The 17966-nt window shown below is 39.7% G+C and carries 10 protein-coding genes, 2 tRNA genes and 2 rRNA genes; 6 read left to right on the top strand and 8 right to left on the bottom strand.

All coding sequences use genetic code 11. The annotated features are described in order from the left end of the window. Positions 1-8 precede the first annotated feature (8 nt). From V0410_RS20755 to V0410_RS20740, 4 genes are all read right to left on the bottom strand, one after another. Positions 9-2763 (bottom strand): 23S ribosomal RNA (locus V0410_RS20755). A gap of 153 nt (positions 2764-2916) precedes the next feature. Next, a tRNA-Ala gene (locus tag V0410_RS20750) sits at positions 2917-2990 on the bottom strand. An 81-nt stretch (positions 2991-3071) separates the two neighbouring features. Next, positions 3072-3145: transfer RNA gene (locus V0410_RS20745), tRNA-Ile, on the bottom strand. 221 nt (positions 3146-3366) lie between these two features. Further along, positions 3367-4883 (bottom strand): 16S ribosomal RNA (locus V0410_RS20740). Together the 16S and 23S rRNA genes with 2 tRNA genes alongside form the textbook arrangement of a ribosomal RNA operon. 1597 nt (positions 4884-6480) lie before the next feature. Here V0410_RS20740 and V0410_RS20735 point away from each other — a divergent pair. Next, positions 6481-9348, top strand: a complete 2868-nt coding sequence (locus tag V0410_RS20735) for a M16 family metallopeptidase (protein ID WP_330745466.1) — start codon at positions 6481-6483, stop codon at positions 9346-9348. A 134-nt stretch (positions 9349-9482) separates the two neighbouring features. Here the strand turns inward: V0410_RS20735 and V0410_RS20730 are convergent, their stop codons facing one another. The 3 genes from V0410_RS20730 to V0410_RS20720 all read right to left on the bottom strand — a co-directional run bounded on the left by V0410_RS20730 (position 9483) and on the right by V0410_RS20720 (position 13764). Continuing rightward, a complete protein-coding gene (locus V0410_RS20730; protein WP_330745465.1) occupies positions 9483-10559 on the bottom strand; it encodes a GNAT family N-acetyltransferase in 1077 nt (358 codons plus the stop codon). Further along, entirely contained in the window at positions 10556-11554 is a 999-nt protein-coding gene (locus V0410_RS20725; protein ID WP_330745464.1) for a polysaccharide deacetylase family protein, read from the bottom strand. The genes V0410_RS20730 and V0410_RS20725 overlap by 4 nt, the downstream gene beginning before the upstream one ends. Before the next feature lie 71 nt (positions 11555-11625). Next, entirely contained in the window at positions 11626-13764 is a 2139-nt protein-coding gene (locus V0410_RS20720) for a S46 family peptidase (protein ID WP_330745463.1), read from the bottom strand. A gap of 290 nt (positions 13765-14054) precedes the next feature. Between V0410_RS20720 and V0410_RS20715 the strand changes: the two genes are divergently transcribed. Beyond that, complete coding sequence (locus tag V0410_RS20715; protein ID WP_330745462.1) at positions 14055-14540, top strand: copper resistance protein NlpE; 486 nt, start codon at positions 14055-14057, stop codon at positions 14538-14540. Positions 14541-14581: 41 nt separating this feature from the next. Here the strand turns inward: V0410_RS20715 and V0410_RS20710 are convergent, their stop codons facing one another. Then, the gene (locus V0410_RS20710) at positions 14582-15229 is read right to left on the bottom strand and encodes an MgtC/SapB family protein (protein ID WP_330745461.1); all 648 of its coding nucleotides are present in this window, start codon (positions 15227-15229) and stop codon (positions 14582-14584) included. A 208-nt stretch (positions 15230-15437) separates the two neighbouring features. Between V0410_RS20710 and V0410_RS20705 the strand changes: the two genes are divergently transcribed. The 4 genes from V0410_RS20705 (at position 15438) to V0410_RS20690 (ending at position 17906) form a co-directional block, all read left to right on the top strand. Beyond that, positions 15438-15836 (top strand): immunity 22 family protein, encoded by a 399-nt coding sequence (locus V0410_RS20705; RefSeq protein ID WP_330745460.1) that lies wholly within the window; start codon positions 15438-15440, stop codon positions 15834-15836. A 138-nt stretch (positions 15837-15974) separates the two neighbouring features. Continuing rightward, positions 15975-16709 (top strand): protein phosphatase 2C domain-containing protein, encoded by a 735-nt coding sequence (locus tag V0410_RS20700; protein WP_330745459.1) that lies wholly within the window; start codon positions 15975-15977, stop codon positions 16707-16709. An 18-nt stretch (positions 16710-16727) separates the two neighbouring features. Beyond that, positions 16728-17183 (top strand): hypothetical protein, encoded by a 456-nt coding sequence (locus V0410_RS20695; RefSeq protein ID WP_330745458.1) that lies wholly within the window; start codon positions 16728-16730, stop codon positions 17181-17183. Positions 17184-17195: 12 nt separating this feature from the next. Beyond that, positions 17196-17906, top strand: a complete 711-nt coding sequence (locus tag V0410_RS20690) for a hypothetical protein (protein ID WP_330745457.1) — start codon at positions 17196-17198, stop codon at positions 17904-17906. Positions 17907-17966 lie beyond the last annotated feature (60 nt).

The raw sequence follows: 17966 nt of genomic DNA, 5'->3' as shown, positions 1-17966 counted from the left end.
CAACCAAAGGCTATAAATCTACGGGTAATTAGTACTACTTGGCTATGACATTACTGTCTTTACACCTATAGCCTATCAACGTCGTCATCTACAACGACCCTTAAAAGATGTCTCATCTTGAGGCGAGTTTCGCACTTATATGCTTTCAGTGCTTATCTCTTCCAAACGTAGCTACTCAGCGGTGCACCTGGCGGTACAACTGATACACCAGAGGTTTGTTCAATTCGGTCCTCTCGTACTAGAATCAAGCCCTCTCAAACATCTAACGCCCGCAATAGATAGAGACCGAACTGTCTCACGACGTTCTGAACCCAGCTCGCGTGCCACTTTAATGGGCGAACAGCCCAACCCTTGGGACCTTCTCCAGCCCCAGGATGTGACGAGCCGACATCGAGGTGCCGAACCTCCCCGTCGATGTGAGCTCTTGGGGGAGACTAGCCTGTTATCCCCGGAGTACCTTTTATCCTATGAGCGATGGCCCTTCCATACGGAACCACCGGATCACTATGTCCTGCTTTCGCACCTGATCGACTTGTTGGTCTCACAGTCAAGCACCCTTATGCCATTACACTCTACGCACGGTTACCAAGCGTGCTGAGGGTACCTTTGAAAGCCTCCGTTACTCTTTTGGAGGCGACCACCCCAGTCAAACTACCCACCACGCAATGTCCTTCTGAAAGAAGTTAGGCTCCAAGTAAGTAAAGGGTGGTATTTCAACGTCGGCTCCACAAACACTAGCGTGCCTGCTTCAAAGCCTCCCACCTATCCTACACATTACTTACTCAAAGTCAATACGAAGTTATAGTAAAGGTTCACAGGGTCTTTTCGTCCCATTGCGGGTAATCGGCATCTTCACCGATACTACAATTTCACCGAGCTCGTGGCTGAGACAGTGCCCAGATCGTTACACCATTCGTGCAGGTCGGAACTTACCCGACAAGGAATTTCGCTACCTTAGGACCGTTATAGTTACGGCCGCCGTTTACTGGGGCTTCAGTTAATGCCTTCGCTTACGCTAAGCACCTTCCTTAACCTTCCAGCACCGGGCAGGTGTCAGACCCTATACAGCATCTTTCGATTTAGCAGAGTCCTGTGTTTTTGATAAACAGTCGCCTGGGCCTCTTCACTGCGGCCACCATTGCTGATGGCGTCTCTTCTTCCGAAGTTACGAGACTATTTTGCCTAGTTCCTTAGCCACGACTCACTCGAGCACCTTAGGATTCTCTCCTCGACCACCTGTGTCGGTTTTGGTACGGGTTGCTTCACTTCGGCTTTTCTTGGATCAGATTACACTACAGCAGCTTCGCCCGAAGGCTAGGCCTTGACTATTCCGTCAGTCTCCAGCAGCTACATCCAACCGTCCCCTTTTATTGTGAGCAAGTATGGGAATATTAACCCATTGTCCATCCACTACCCCTTTCGGGTTCGCGTTAGGTCCCGACTAACCCTCAGCTGATTAGCATGGCTGAGGAAGCCTTGGTCTTTCGGTGAGCAGGTTTCTCGCCTGCTTTATCGTTACTTATGCCTACATTTTCTTTTCTATCCGCTCCACAATACCTCACAGTACTGCTTCGGCGCAAATAGAATGCTCTCCTACCAGATATATCTAAAATATAAATCCATAGCTTCGGTAATATGTTTATGCCCGATTATTATCCATGCCGGACCGCTCGACTAGTGAGCTGTTACGCACTCTTTAAATGAATGGCTGCTTCCAAGCCAACATCCTAGCTGTCAATGCAGTCCAACCGCGTTGCTTCAACTTAACATATATTTGGGGACCTTAGCTGTTGGTCTGGGTTCTTTCCCTCTCGGACATGGACCTTAGCACCCATGCCCTCACTGCCGCAGAACATTTATTAGCATTCGGAGTTTGTCAGGAATTGGTAGGCGATGAAACCCCCGCATCCAATCAGTAGCTCTACCTCTAATAAACTTATATACGACGCTGCACCTAAATGCATTTCGGAGAGTACGAGCTATCTCCCAGTTTGATTGGCCTTTCACCCCTACCCACAGGTCATCCGAAGACTTTTCAACGTCAACCGGTTCGGTCCTCCACTCTGTGTTACCAGAGCTTCAACCTGCCCATGGGTAGATCACAAGGTTTCGCGTCTAATCCTACTAACTATACGCCCTATTCAGACTCGCTTTCGCTCCGGCTCCGGTACTTAATACCTTAACCTCGCTAGTAAAATTAACTCGTAGGCTCATTATGCAAAAGGCACGCCGTCACAGCATTACGCTGCTCCGACCGCTTGTAGGCGTACGGTTTCAGGTTCTATTTCACCCTTCTATTCGAAGTGCTTTTCACCTTTCCTTCACAGTACTTGTTCACTATCGGTCTTTCAGGAGTATTTAGCCTTGGAGGATGGTCCCCCCATATTCAGACAGGATTTCACGTGTCCCGCCCTACTCATTTATCATCTTATTATGCCTTTCGAGTACAGGATTATCACCTTCTACGATTGTTCTTTCCAGAACATTCCTCTAAACATAAAAAGACTTTTGGGCTAATCCGCTTTCGCTCGCCACTACTTACGGAATCTCTTCGATTTCTTTTCCTCCGGGTACTTAGATGTTTCAGTTCTCCGGGTTTGCTCCTCTTACGAGGTGACATATCTTCAATATGCCGGGTTGCCCCATTCGGATATCTGCGGATCAATTCGTGTGTGCCAATCCCCGCAGCTTTTCGCAGCTTACCACGTCCTTCGTCGCCTCTGAAAGCCTAGGCATCCGCCATACGCCCTTAACGATTTCTTTCCTATTGGTTACTCAAGCGCTTTATGCGCTCGGTTTTCTCTTTGTGATGTCTTTACCGTTAATGTCAATGATCTTAATTTCTTCTTTTCCAACTGATGAACAAATGTTGTTTTTGGCTCCATTCGTAACTTTTAAATCAGTCTTCCAAAACTGTGGAGAATAAGGGAGTCGAACCCTTGACCTCCTGCGTGCAAGGCAGGCGCTCTAGCCAGCTGAGCTAATTCCCCTCTAGGTGCTGCAGGCTTTACGCTATAAGCTTTAGGCGTATTGCCTACTGCTTCCAGCTTAATGCTTACCGCTTTAATTAGTAGTCTCGGGCAGGCTCGAACTGCCGACCTCTACATTATCAGTGTAGCGCTCTAACCAGCTGAGCTACGAGACTGTCTTTTAGACGTAAAAGATGATAGACTGATTGATAATAGACTAATTTCTTCGTCTTTCTCTCTCTGCTTTTATCTTCTTTGCCTCTCTCAATCCCTTTACTAATTTCTAGTGGGTTTTGTATTTTTATATAGCAACCAAACAAAAAACTAAAGCTATGCTTTAAGTAAGTATAATGTATCTTACGATACTGATTTTGTTTAACGTCTTTAAGACGCTCTAAAATGAGATGTTCCAGCCGCACCTTCCGGTACGGCTACCTTGTTACGACTTAGCCCTAGTTACCTGTTTTACCCTAGGCAGCTCCTGTTACGGTCACCGACTTCAGGTACCCCAGACTTCCATGGCTTGACGGGCGGTGTGTACAAGGCCCGGGAACGTATTCACCGCGCCATGGCTGATGCGCGATTACTAGCGATTCCAGCTTCATAGAGTCGAGTTGCAGACTCCAATCCGAACTGAGACCGGCTTTCGAGATTTGCATCACTTCGCAGTGTAGCTGCCCTCTGTACCGGCCATTGTATTACGTGTGTGGCCCAAGGCGTAAGGGCCGTGATGATTTGACGTCATCCCCACCTTCCTCTCTACTTGCGTAGGCAGTCTCACTAGAGTCCCCAACTTAATGATGGCAACTAGTGACAGGGGTTGCGCTCGTTGCAGGACTTAACCTAACACCTCACGGCACGAGCTGACGACAACCATGCAGCACCTTGAAAAATGTCCGAAGAAAAGTCTATTTCTAAACCTGTCATTTCCCATTTAAGCCTTGGTAAGGTTCCTCGCGTATCATCGAATTAAACCACATAATCCACCGCTTGTGCGGGCCCCCGTCAATTCCTTTGAGTTTCAAACTTGCGTTCGTACTCCCCAGGTGGCTAACTTATCACTTTCGCTTAGTCTCTGAAGCTTGCGCTCCAAAAACGAGTTAGCATCGTTTACGGCGTGGACTACCAGGGTATCTAATCCTGTTCGCTCCCCACGCTTTCGTCCATCAGCGTCAGTTGTTGCTTAGTAACCTGCCTTCGCAATTGGTGTTCTAAGTAATATCTATGCATTTCACCGCTACACTACTTATTCCAGCTACTTCAACAACACTCAAGACCTGCAGTATCAATGGCAGTTTCACAGTTAAGCTGTGAGATTTCACCACTGACTTACAGATCCGCCTACGGACCCTTTAAACCCAATAAATCCGGATAACGCTTGCACCCTCCGTATTACCGCGGCTGCTGGCACGGAGTTAGCCGGTGCTTATTCGTATAGTACCTTCAGCTACCCTCACGAGGGTAGGTTTATCCCTATACAAAAGAAGTTTACAACCCATAGGGCCGTCGTCCTTCACGCGGGATGGCTGGATCAGGCTCTCACCCATTGTCCAATATTCCTCACTGCTGCCTCCCGTAGGAGTCTGGTCCGTGTCTCAGTACCAGTGTGGGGGATCACCCTCTCAGGCCCCCTAAAGATCGTAGACTTGGTGAGCCGTTACCTCACCAACTATCTAATCTTGCGCGTGCCCATCTCTATCCACCGGAGTTTTCAATACCGAATGATGCCATTCAGTATATTATGGGGTATTAATCTTCCTTTCGAAAGGCTATCCCCCAGATAAAGGCAGGTTGCACACGTGTTCCGCACCCGTACGCCGCTCTCAAGATCCCGAAAGATCTCTACCGCTCGGCTTGCATGTGTTAGGCCTCCCGCTAGCGTTCATCCTGAGCCAGGATCAAACTCTCCATTGTATGTTTGTCTGACTCACTCAAAGTTTTTAACGCTTTAGTTTTTCCTTACTTGGTTGTTATATTGTATGTCAATGATCTTTATATCTTTCGCTTTGTAACGAAGCAATCTCTCTGTCAGTGTTGCTCCGTATTTGCGAGTGCAAAAGTAAAACTTTATTTTTTAATGACCAAATGTTTTTGAAGAAAATTTTAAAGTTTTTTAAGTAACCTTAATTCTTCTCAAAACCTCAATCTCTATACTCCTGCGCTCCCTCTAATTGGGACTGCAAAGATACAAACTCTTTTTTAACTGGCAACTTTTTTTACAAAAAGTTTTGAAGTTTTTTTCGCTTGTTTCTTTTTTGAAGTAATATCGTTTATGCCTATCTAAAGGCGCTTCTGCGCTACTGTTCTACTCTCGTTTTCAGTGGGGCAAAGATAGCAACTTCCTACAACGCAAAACAAGTTTATTTAACATAAATTTTACATTACGGTGATATTTGTTCCTAAAGGACTGGGTAGCAGGGGGAAAAATTTTAAACATTTGTTTGGAGAATCGGGGAGAGAGTGTTTGAGTGTTTGAATGTCTGAGTGTTTGAGGGGAGATCTGTGTGTGTGAAGAGGGAATTTGAGATTCGGGGTGCGGGATGCGGGGTTTGGGGTACTATGATCAAAAGGGTGTATATTATATAATAGAGACTAGATTATATAAAGAACGAGCTCCTTCGATTGAGCTCGGGATTATAATCTGCTTCTATTGATGGAAGATTATATATAATGAAGGGAGATTGTTGTTTTTTATGTATGGGGATGATCATTGCCCACGGATCTCGCAGATTTACACAGATAAGAGGGTCCTGCTTTATTATATACATTTATATTATATATAGAAATGCTAAAGAATATATTTATATATTATATAGAGTAATAAGGTTTAGCTCCTATACCTGTAATTAAAATGCTTCGGCTCTGCTCAGCATGACATTGCTAATACTAACTGTTAAAAAAAATCTCAGACATTATACTGTCATTTTACTTCTTTTAAGGCTCTTGTAAAGAAGTTGGGATTCCTGCGGAATGATACAAGGGAATAGGGATTGATACTCAATAACCAGTTTCCATAGAAATCTACAATCTGAAAATTCAATACCAATGTTCCTTTTCTACCTAAACACCCGAAACTCGCAACTCAATAACCCGAAACCCGAAACACAATAACCCGAACCTCATCACTCATCATTCACGACTCCTATCCTAGCCCTGATAGAAATGGTTACTCCGCAGCTTGCGTCGGAGGATGGCGGGTTTTAGGTGTGGGGCCCTTCGGCTTCGCTCAGGGTGAGAGCGTTGGAGTGCGTGGGCGCGAGGAGTATGAATGGATAGCAGGAAATAGCTCCTTATAAAGTTCGAGAGTTGGAGGGTTGGAGAGTGAAAAAGTTTAAGGGTATTGGATGAAGAATTAAAAAGCTTATTCCTTTCTGCATAGCTGATTCTTGCTTATAATTCACTTTTTCAACCGCAGCAATAGATGTAATAATGATAAAAAAGGATCAACATTTTTTTTGAATCCTTACATTTGTAGTCCATTCCGGTTTCTAAGGAATGAAATGAGTTTTATATGACAGACAGAAAATATAAGGAAACGGTACATACAGATAAAAACCAATACGAATATATTACGGTAGCCCATGACGAAAATAACGTCAGAATCTATACTTTGAACAATGGATTAAAGGTTTTTCTTGCTCAGAATTTTGATGCTCCGAGAATACAGACCTTCATTCCGGTAAGAACAGGAAGTAATAATGACCCGGCTGATAATACGGGGCTGGCTCATTATCTTGAGCATATGATGTTTAAAGGGACTTCAAAAATCGGAACTCAGAACTGGGAAAAGGAAAAAGAACTTCTTGATCAGATCTCGGCTTTATATGAAGAACATAAAGCGGAACAGAATCCTGAAAAGAAAAGGGAAATCTACAAGAAGATCGATGAAGTTTCCCAGGAAGCCAGCCAATATGCCATTGCCAATGAATATGATAAAGCGATTTCTTCTCTGGGAGCCAGTGGTACCAATGCGCATACCTGGTTTGATGAAACGGTTTACAAAAACAATATTCCGAATAACGAACTTGAAAAATGGCTGAAAATAGAGAAGGAAAGGTTCTCTGAAATTGTACTTCGTCTTTTCCATACTGAGCTGGAATCGGTATATGAGGAGTTCAACAGAGCGCAGGACAATGACACAAGACTTGTGAACTACGAACTGATGGATGCTCTTTTCCCGACTCATCCCAACGGGCAGCAAACAACACTGGGAAAACCGGAACACCTGAAGAATCCATCGATGAAGGCTATTCATAAATATTTTGATGAATATTATGTTCCTAATAATTATGCTATGGTACTGGTTGGGGATCTTGACTTCGATGAGACAATCCAATTAATTGATCAGTATTTCGGGACTCTACCTTATAAGGAGCTTCCTAAAAAGACAGCCATTACTGAACAGCCTATTACAGAAGTTGTAGTCAGAACGGTAAAAAGCCCTACTACTCCACGTACTCAGCTTGCATGGAGAACGGATAGCTATGGAACAAGAGAAGCAATGCTGGCTGATGTGGTTGCGAATATTCTCAGCAACAGAGGGGAAGCCGGATTATTGGATCTACACATTAACCAGACTCAGAAGATGCTTTGGGCTCAGGCTTTTTCTGTAGGATTAAGACAGTATGGATATTTTTCTATTGTTGCTGTTCCTAAGGAAACACAAACTCTGGAGGAAGCCAGGAATATGGTACTGGATGAAATTGAGCTGATCAAGAAAGGAGATTTTCCGGACTGGATGCTGCCAGCCATCATCAATGATTTCAAACTGCAGAGAATGAAAGGTCTTGAAACTGCCGAAGGTCTCGCCACCAATCTTTACGATTCTTATATCAAAGGAAGAACCTGGGAAGAGGAACTGAATGAAATGGATGAGTATGCTTCTTTCACCAAAGATGACGTAGTGAATTTTGCCAATGAGTTTTTCAAGGAAAACTATGTGGTTGTGAATAAAGAAAAAGGGGTAAACGACAAACTGATCAGGGTTGAGAATCCAGGAATCACTCCTGTTAAGATCAACCGTGATACGCAGTCAGAGTTTTTGAAAGAGATTTTAGCGGATAAAACTGAGGATATTAAGCCTGAATTCATTGATTATCAAAAAGAAATCGTTACAGATCAGCTTAACGGAAAGAAATTAAGTTTCGTAAAGAATAAATACAACGATATTGCTCAGGTACATTTCATTTTCTCTTTTGGAAGTGATCATGACAGAGATTTAGGGGTTTCAACTCAGCTTCTTCAGTATTTGGGAACTGATACCCTTTCGCCGGAGGATTTAAAAAAGGAGTTTTTCAAAATCGGAATCAGCAATGATTTTAAAACAACGAACAATCAGCTGACCATTTCGCTGAGCGGACTGGAAGAGAATATAGAAAAAGGAATTGCCCTTCTGCAGCATTGGATGCGAGATGTGCAGCCTGATCAGGAAATCTATAATCAGTTTGTGGGAACAGTACTGGAAAACCGTCAGGCCATGAAGAAGGATAAAAACCGGATTATAACAGCCCTGAACAATTATACAAAGCTGGGCAGCAACTCACGTTTTACGGATGTTATTTCTAAGGAAGAGCTTGAAAACAGCAGTGCGGAAGTTTTTACAGACAGAATGAAAAAGCTTTTCCAATATCCTTATCAGGTATTTTTCTATGGTAAAAATTTTGAAACCTTTACAAAATACATCGGTGGGTACATAGAACCTGAAAGCCTTCAGATACCGGAAGCCAAACTGTATCCGGAACCGGCAACGGGAGGAAACGTCTATTTCATCAACTATGATATGGTTCAGATGGAAATGAGCAAGATTGGTAAAGGAAACGAGGTGAACCCGCTTCATTTTGGAAAGATCAATGTTTTCAATGAATATTTCGGAAGAGGATTATCTTCCATTGTTTTCCAGGAGATGCGGGAAAGTAAAAGTCTTGCCTACTCTGCTTATGTTTCTTATGCCGCGAACTCTGAACTGAACCATCCTGATTATGTGACCACCTATATCGGAACCCAGCCTGACAAGCTGATGATCGCGGTGGATACCCTGAATGAACTGATGAACGAGCTTCCGGAAGTCCCTATTCAGTTTGAGAATGCCAGAAATGCAGCACTGAAACAGATTGCTTCAACAAGGGTTACCCGAAACAATATATTTTTCAATACCTTAAGACTGCAGAAATTAAATATCTATCATGATTTCAGAAAAGATATTTATGAACAGATCCAGCAGCTTGCATTTGAGGATATCAAGCATTTTTATCAGACAGAAGTCAAATCAATACATTTTAACACCGCTATTATCGGCAAAAAAGAGAATCTTGATATGGAAGCTGTTAATAAAATGGGAATATTTAAAGAAGTAAGTCTGAAAGATATTTTTGGACATTAAAAACAAACCGCCCGATAGAAATATCAGGCGGTTTGTTTTTTTAAATGATAAATGATAGATGATAATTGATAATTGATGAATGATCATTTCATAACTCATGACTCACAATTTATAATTTATAATTCATCATTGCTTTACGTCATCATACAGTCTCCGTCTCCATCCTGGTAATGGGGATTAAAATTTTTCGGAAGAAGTTCCAATAGGTCTTTATGGAAGAGATATTCTCTGTGAAAATCCCGCTGGTAGATAAGAGAAAATACCTTTGACTGTTGTATGGCCTCGTTTAATTGGGTTTGATAACTAGTAAATGCTTTTATTTTATTCGAAACAATGAAATAATTTAAAAACTGAATTACCTCATCTAAATCAGTATTCGAAAAGAGGTAAGGAATTTTAAGATACCCGTCACGAAGCTGTAACAGCAGACAAGCTTTAAGCTTACTATTCTGATCAAAAATCTTGATCCAGAAATAGGTAAAAGTATCTGCAAAACTTGAAAAAAAATACCTTTCATCTTTTTTGCCTTCCAAAACCCAGGGATAATTGATAAAAGTATTGATTTCATCTGCATTACGCATCCCGGGAAACCTGTTCATAAAATCTGTACTTTCTTTGTCGATGTGATCCAGAACTTCATATTTAAAATCTGGTTTTGGTGCGGCCAGGTTCTTTATTGAGATCACTCCATTGGCGGCAGCATCCAGAATTTGAAAAAGAGGTTTCAACGGTTGTGTTCCCGGTTTCTTTTCAGGAATCATTTTAGCGGCATCGGTTCTGAAGTAGTAGCGTTTGCCTTCTTTGGGAAAGCCATATTCAAAAACACCCATAATATTGTAGAGTGCTTCTGCTTCTTTGGTAAATTCTGTAATGGCAATCCGGCCTTCGTATTCTTCAAAAACTTTTTTCAGCAATGCTTTCGCCGGTCTTTTTTTTCTGTATTCCGGGTTTACATACAGGGTACTGAGCCAGGCATAGCGGATTTCTTTTCCATCAATGATAAAACAATCCGGAAAACATCCCACATAACCGATTAGTTTTTCTTCATAAAAAGCAAGAATAAGAAGTGTATCTTCGTCTGCTGCTTTTGGATTCTGAATATGAGACAGCGCACGGTGTCTGGTAACCGGAAGGAAATCATACTGCCGGAAAGCTCCGGAGGATATAAAATCTTCCAGTTCTTTTCTATTGAATGTTTTCAGCGCTATCATTTTCTCACAATCGTATTTTTATTCATCAGGCTTTTCAATCTGAAGTAAGCTGTTTCTTTTTTCAATATCTGTGCTCCGCTCTCTCCCACTTCCATTGGAATTCTTTGAAAGTTTCTCTTCACACTGTCCAGTTTTATACCGGCACACCCAAAGCTGCAGTAGATCTCTTCATTTTTATAAAGTTCATCAAAAAAATCTTTCTTTACTTCAAAATCGGTAAAAGGGAATGCAAAACTTTCGTACAAAAAGCCATTTTCTTTTAAATAGGCAAAAGTTCTGTTGGTTGTTGCCATTTGTTCTTTCAAAGACAGATCACCATATTTGGGATGATCCCAGCTGTGCGAAGAAATTCCAAAACCTTTACGGGTCAGTTCCTGTAATTCTTCTGTATTTAAGTAAGGTTGATATTGTTTTGAATAGGCTTTAAAATCTACCTCAAGTTTTTCACCAAGCTGATCCAGAATATCTTTTTCCTGATAATTTATGGATAAAATTTTCTTTTGTAAAACCCTTCTATCCATATTTTTCAACGACAGGATAAAATAAATTTCGGGATCTATGGTTTTTATTTTTTCAGCAGCATCCGCAAGAAGGCTTGCCTTGCACCTGAACATCATCTCTTTATTATCTATGAAAGCCGGATTGATAAAATTACAGGCATATATTCCTTTTCGTTCCAGAATGGGGGCCGCAATATCGTAAAACTCTCTGAAACCATCATCAAAAGTTAAAAGGGCAATTTTTTTTGAAGGTTTAAAACTTCCGGCCCTATAATCCTTAAACTCCTGCCAGTTCACAAACTGAAAATTTCTGGCCATGTGATCCAGATCGTCTTCAAACTGTTGAGTCGTTTTATAACGGATCACATGTTTTAAATGAGGAAGTTCTTTGTCGGAAACACTGTGATAAAGCGGCAGACAATAGTCCAGCGGAAATGATTTTCCGATATTCCCAGTTTCAAAAGCTGCCAAAACATTGATGATCCTTTCTTTCATCCTATTGTAAATAAAAAAGAATCTATTCAAAATTAAATTCAAATAGATTCTTAAAGGTATAACTTTTAAAATTATTTTATGATCTTCATTTCATCAACAATCCACTTTGAGTCTGCGAACTTATCAATGATGAAAAGAATATATTTTGTATCTACCATGATGTTTCTGCTGAAACGCGGGTCATAATTGATATCACTCATTGTTCCTTCCCACTGTCTGTCGAAATTCAATCCGACAAGGTTTCCGTTAGCATCAAGAGCCGGGCTTCCCGAGTTTCCTCCGGTTGTATGGTTGGTAGCAGTGAATCCTACTGGAACATCACCTGTTTTATCTTTATAGATTCCGAAATCTTTTTTGTTGTAAAGATCAATCAGTTTCTTTGGAACATCAAATTCATAATCTCCCGGAACGTATTTTTCCATTACTCCTGCAAGGTGAGTCTGGTACCCGTAAGAAACGGCATCTCTAGGAGTAGAACCTTTTACTTTACCGTAAGTTACACGAAGTGTTGAGTTCGCATCCGGGAAGAATTTTCTGTCTTTATCCGTCTGCATCTGCTGCGCCATGAACTTTTTCTGCAGAGCATCAATTTTAGCCTGCATTGAGGTGTATTGCGGATCTGCAGTTTTCATATAGGTTTCCTTCATAGAAACATATAATTGATAAATAGGGTCTTTCTTTAAAGTCCTGATCAGTTTATCCTGATTAGAAAATGCTTTATCAATATCAGCAGTTAAAGTTCCTCCGTTTACAGCAGTTCTTCCTGTAATGACAGAGTTTTTAGACATATCTTCTACAACAGGAATATTAGCATTCTCATCTTTATATTTGCTGAATCCTGCCGGTAAAAACTGAGGTGCCGTTTTATTAACGTACAAAGCCAATAGTTTTGCAGTTACTTTTGCATCAAGCTCAGCACTGTAATCTTTATAGAAAGAAGTTAATTTCGTTTTCAGCTTTGAAAGTTCTTTTTCATCCATTCTTCCTGCTTCTACAGACGCAACGAAATCATAATAATCACCAGCTAATTTCAAAGTCTCCGCATTTTTGATTACTTCTGTATAGTAAGCGTTGTTTAACGCATAAGGAGCCTGATCGTTGTACAGTTTATTCAGCTGATCCAAAGTATTTTTGATCTCAGGATTTTTAGCGACCAAAGAACCTTCATACATTACTTTCTTTTCTACAGCATTGGATTTTTTCAATCCTTCTACTTCACCGATCCATTTTTTCCAGTAGTTGGCTACTGAAGCATATTTTGAAGCATATTTGATACGGGTTTCATTGTCAACACGCATTTTTTCGTCCAACGTTTTCAGAGCCACATCACGTACCGCAATTCTTGCAGGGTCAATATCTTTCATAATCTTCTCTACAGCGATTGCAGGAAGGTATTCTGTAGTTCTTCCCGGGAATCCGAAAACAAAAGTAAAATCGTTCTCGTTTTTATCTTTGATAGAAACCGGTAAATAGTGCTTTGGAACGTAAGGCACATTGTCTTTTGAATATTCTGCAGGTTTGTTGTTCTTGTCTGCATAAATTCTGAACATCGAGAAATCTCCGGTGTGTCGCGGCCAAACCCAGTTGTCTGTATCGCTTCCGAATTTACCGATGCTTTGAGGAGGAGCTCCTACAAGACGGATATCTTTATACGTTTCGATGGTGTAAGCATAGTATTTGTTTCCATAATACATCGGCTTTACCATGATCGACTGGTAAGATTCAATTTTCTGAGAGTTTTTATACACCTCAATATTGTTATTGATCCTTTTAGTAAGTTCAGGTTCTGTAAGATTGTCCGTACCTTCTAATATCGGATCAGTAACTTCTTTTATATCTACAATAAAATCTACTTTTACTCCCGGGTTAGGAAGTTCACCTTCTGTATTTTTTGCCCAGAATCCGTTTGAAAGAAGATCATTCTGAACGGTAGAGTGTGCCTGAATCTGCCCAAAACCACAGTGATGGTTCGTTAAAAGCAATCCTTTAGGCGAAATAATTTCTGCAGTACATCCGCCGTTAAACTGTACAACCGCATCTTTAATGCTTGGTTTCTGAGGGTTGAAAATATCTTTTGCAGAAATCTTCATTCCTAAATCCTTCATTTCCTTTTCATTCAGCTCTGTAGGAATCCACATTCCTCCATATTGTTGCGCAAATGCCATTGCAGCTGGCAAAAGAAATACAGATAAAAGTATCTTTTTTGTCATAATCAAAATTTTGCCCCAATTTACAAAGAAAAATATGAACAGGCTTTATAAAACGGGCGGAAAAGTTACTAAGAGTTCGTTTTTGAAAATAGAGATCGTCAATGGTGAATTTGCTTCGCAAGTGAATGGTGAATTTTTATCATCAAAAAATAATTAAATTCATTAAAAATTGACAGGCGAAGCGAATTGACTATTCACTATTGCTCAATCCGCTGTCCAATGTTCTTCTGGCTCAATTTTTGTTGATTGGAAGTAACTTTATTGTTAAAAACATCCTTAAATTAATTATTATGATGAAAAGTAAAATGCTCATGTTGGGAATGGCATCAGCTCTGTTCCTTGCTTCATGTTCTAAAAAAGAAACCACTGAAACAACAGCGACTACAGATTCTGCTACGGCTGTACAACCTGTTGCTGCAGACAGTATCACTAAAGCTACTCCTTCAGCTGCTGGTGATACGTCTGAAAATGCTCTTGACTGGGCCGGAACTTATGAAGCAACAGTTCCTTGTGCAGACTGCCCGGGAATAAAGACTTCTTTGACATTGAATGATGATAAAACATTCAGTATCACGGAAGAATATCTTGAGAGAAATTCAAAAAATCAGGATAAAGGCACTTTTGAATGGGATGCTACAGGAAGCATGATTACTTTAAAAGGGAAAACAGCCCAATATAAATATAAAGTGGGTGAGAATATGTTGATCCAACTGGATATGGAAGGAAAAGAGATCGATGGCCCCAACAAAGATCTTTATGTATTTAAGAAAAAATAAAAGTAAAGGCTTCGGCCTTTATTTTTTTGCTCTTTTACCCTCTAAAACTGATACGCTTTAATTTTCGGATCATTCACCAGACGTCCGATAACTTCCTCATGATGGCTATTTTTTCCGGTAAGCCTCCATATGATGGTAAAGCTTTCCTGAGAATACTGCTGTTTAAGCATCTGATATCTTAAGTGATTTTCTTTGAATATATTTTCACAATATTTAATATCCTGAGAGTCTGTTACGGCAATTTTGTATTCCCTTACTTTATTATAATTATCAATAAAATTCTGGAGATAAGTCAGGGCACTTAAAATAAGTAATACCAACGTTGTTCCCAACAATGCAATATAAACATAGCCGGAACCTACAGCCATTCCAATAGAAGCAGTTGCCCAGATAGTGGTTGCTGTGGTAATTCCTTCAATTTTATTATCACCTTTGAAAATAACTCCTGCCCCCAGAAATCCGATTCCTGTAATAATATTGGCGGCAAGACGATCCGGATTGTCCACGCCTATTTTTATAGAAAGTATGGTAAACAGGCAGGCACCAAAACATACGAGAATAAAGGTCCTGAGACCGGCCGACTTATTACGGTATTCACGTTCAGCACCAATAAACAGTCCTAGAATAACTGAAATAAGGATCAGCAGCAATTCATTTTTAATAATATAATGGTCCTGAAGAAAATCCATCTTTTATAATTTAAACTGAGAATAAATTTACAATAAATACTATTAAGGAACTATCTTTGCTGAGGAGATTTTGCGTTGCAGCCCAAAAATTTGTTTCACGAAAAACTTTTGTAATGTTACATTTTAATTGCGGAAATTTCCTTGTATAAAAGGGATATTCATCAACGCGGAAAATGTCACTTAAAAAAAATAATACTTATATACTATTATGGATAAAGAAATTTCACACTTCTGGTTAGGATATTTCAAGAGTGAAGAAGACTTTTACAACTTTGTAGAAGAGGATGAAAATTACTATATAGAGGAAGAAACTGATGATCAGTATGTTTCCAGGTTTGCAGAATCACAGAGCATCAAATGGTTTGATGATGATTTTATAGAATATGGTTTTGAGGATGAAAGCCTTAGTCTTTATGATAAGTTTGCAGAGTATTCTTATGCTGACCAATGGCTTCCGGTTCTGGAAAATAAATTAAACGAACTCAGTCTGGATACGCCTGTGAATGCTATTATTTTCGCCACAAGATTTGTTATTCCTAATCCTGTTTCTGTAGAAAATGATGATTTTTCACTGCATTATGTGGGAGAAATAGAATACGATATTTAATAACCAAAGCAAAACTGCTTTCTCAGCACCGGCAACAAGTGATTTCATGATACGTGTGATCACTTGTTGCTATTTTTATATCTATAATGAGGATGAAATAAGGTTACATTTAAAAAAATAAATCTATTTTAGCATGTAATGAATTTATATTCTACTCTACAAATCGGAGATTATCATATTAACCATTGTGAAGACGATCTCCTCATCAAAAAAATCAGTTCTGATAAGATTGTTTGTGCTGTGATGGATGGGTGTTCCACAGCTATGGACAGTCATTTTGCATCAACACTTACTGGAAAGATTTTACGTAAAATAATTATTGAAAACGGTTACAAGGCATTATATGAAAAAGGCAGTGAGCACAGTCTGGAAAAAGAGCTTAAAGAAATCATAAAAGGTTTATTCAATGAACTCAAATTTGTAAAAAATCATCTGATGCTGGACGAAAAAGAGTTGTTATCTACTCTTATAATCCTGATTTATGACATCACAAAGGACAAAGGATTCATCCTAGCTATTGGTGATGGAGTTGTCTGTGTCAATGGAAATATCACAGAATTTGACCGTAATAATAAACCGGACTATTTAGCTTATCATCTCCATGAAGACTTTGAAGAATGGTATCCCCGTCAGTCTCAGAAATTATTTTTTGATGATCTGAATGATGTTTCCATTGCTACTGATGGTATTTTGAGCTTTTCAAAAATTAAAAAAACGAATTCTGAAGAAATGATCAATTTTGCTGAATATTTAATGATAGACCGTCAGAATATCGACACTGAAGAAATGCTTAACAGGAAACTAAAGCAGTTGGAGCATCAATACGGAGTAAAACCCACAGATGATTTAGCTATTGTAAGAATGATAAAATAATTCAGATATTTGAACATCATGAAAGAATTCAAACTTAATCAGTTCTACTCTTTTCTGAAGAGATGGCTTATTATTACCATCTTTATTTCAGTGGTTACATTCTTACAATTTTACTGGTCAATGGGAACCCTTTCAGAACGTGTTTCAAGCGGCTGTATAGACTGTTCATTTTTTGAAGATGCGGTGTATATATCCCTTATAGCCGGTGGGTTCTTATCAATTGTCTTTTCTCTGCTTTTCTTTGTTAAAAAGATTGTCTTCAAGGCTTCAGTCGAATTCCTATTCCTGATCTTTGTCTGGTTATTTTGGAACTACACCCTATTTGTAGACAGGGAATCTTCCTGGAGTACTTACGACTTCAATTCGGAAATCCAATATACAGTTTCACTTTCCTTTCTTCCTGTTACCGTACTGGGATGTTTGTGTGTCGTAATTTTACATTATCAGGAAATAAAAGCTAGATTTGTATCTTAAAAAAACAAACCATTGAAAAAAATCATTTCTACTTTACTTTTTGCTTCTTTAATTGCTTATTCATGTAACAAAACCAAAACACAGGCTCCGAAAAACTCTTCGGCCATTATAAAAAAGGATACGGCACCAGTTCAGAAGGAGCAGTCGACAGCAGGAAAACAAGTCTCAGATTTTGTATCCAGTCAATATGAAATTCAATACGAAACCGAAGGTGATCTCAACCAGGACGGACTTCCTGATAAAGCTTTGGTTCTTAGAAAAAAAGACGACACTTTAGCACAGAGAACTATGATAGTCCTTCTAAAGAATACTGACAAAACATACCGGTTATTTAAAAGTTCTGAAACCGTTCTTCCCGATGAATACAATGAATCTGGCTATAAAATACATGATCCTGAAGACATCAGCATTGAAAAAGGAATATTGAATATCAATCTTTATGATATCGGACCTTATGGTAATCAGTTCAGTAAATTCAAATATGTGAATGACAACCTGATTCTTACCTATGTCGAAACGTATAATATGGGTGCGGGTTCCCACTCTGCCCTCTATTATGAGCCTATGAAAGGTAAAGTAACACTGGAAACGGTAAATACCATGGTAGAAGAAATGCCATCAGAAACTAAAAAAGTACAAGTAAAAAAAGAAAGATTTTTATTTGAAAATGTTTCTCCTGATGATGTTGTCACCAATGTTTACAATTCTGTAGAACAAGAGTAAGCTGTCCAGTTCTAACAAAATAAAACTTCCGCCTAAAAGACGGAAGTTTTTTATTTAAGG

The sequence above is a fragment of the Chryseobacterium sp. CP-77 genome, assembly GCF_036362765.1.
In the GTDB taxonomy this organism is placed as follows: domain Bacteria; phylum Bacteroidota; class Bacteroidia; order Flavobacteriales; family Weeksellaceae; genus Chryseobacterium; species Chryseobacterium cupriresistens.
Note: the sequence above shows the minus strand (reverse complement) of the source record. Positions and strands in the feature narration are given on the sequence as shown.

Bases quoted from the DNA above. Each gene is read 5' to 3' on its own strand.
- V0410_RS20735 (WP_330745466.1), top strand. From the start codon at position 6,481: ATGACAGACAGAAAATATAAGGAAACGGTACATACAGATAAAAACCAA.
- V0410_RS20730 (WP_330745465.1), bottom strand. From the start codon at position 10,559: ATGATAGCGCTGAAAACATTCAATAGAAAAGAACTGGAAGATTTTATA.
- V0410_RS20700 (WP_330745459.1), top strand. From the start codon at position 15,975: ATGAATTTATATTCTACTCTACAAATCGGAGATTATCATATTAACCAT.
- V0410_RS20695 (WP_330745458.1), top strand. From the start codon at position 16,728: ATGAAAGAATTCAAACTTAATCAGTTCTACTCTTTTCTGAAGAGATGG.
- V0410_RS20705 (WP_330745460.1), top strand. From the start codon at position 15,438: ATGGATAAAGAAATTTCACACTTCTGGTTAGGATATTTCAAGAGTGAA.
- V0410_RS20725 (WP_330745464.1), bottom strand. From the start codon at position 11,554: ATGAAAGAAAGGATCATCAATGTTTTGGCAGCTTTTGAAACTGGGAAT.
- V0410_RS20715 (WP_330745462.1), top strand. From the start codon at position 14,055: ATGATGAAAAGTAAAATGCTCATGTTGGGAATGGCATCAGCTCTGTTC.
- V0410_RS20710 (WP_330745461.1), bottom strand. From the start codon at position 15,229: ATGGATTTTCTTCAGGACCATTATATTATTAAAAATGAATTGCTGCTG.
- V0410_RS20720 (WP_330745463.1), bottom strand. From the start codon at position 13,764: ATGACAAAAAAGATACTTTTATCTGTATTTCTTTTGCCAGCTGCAATG.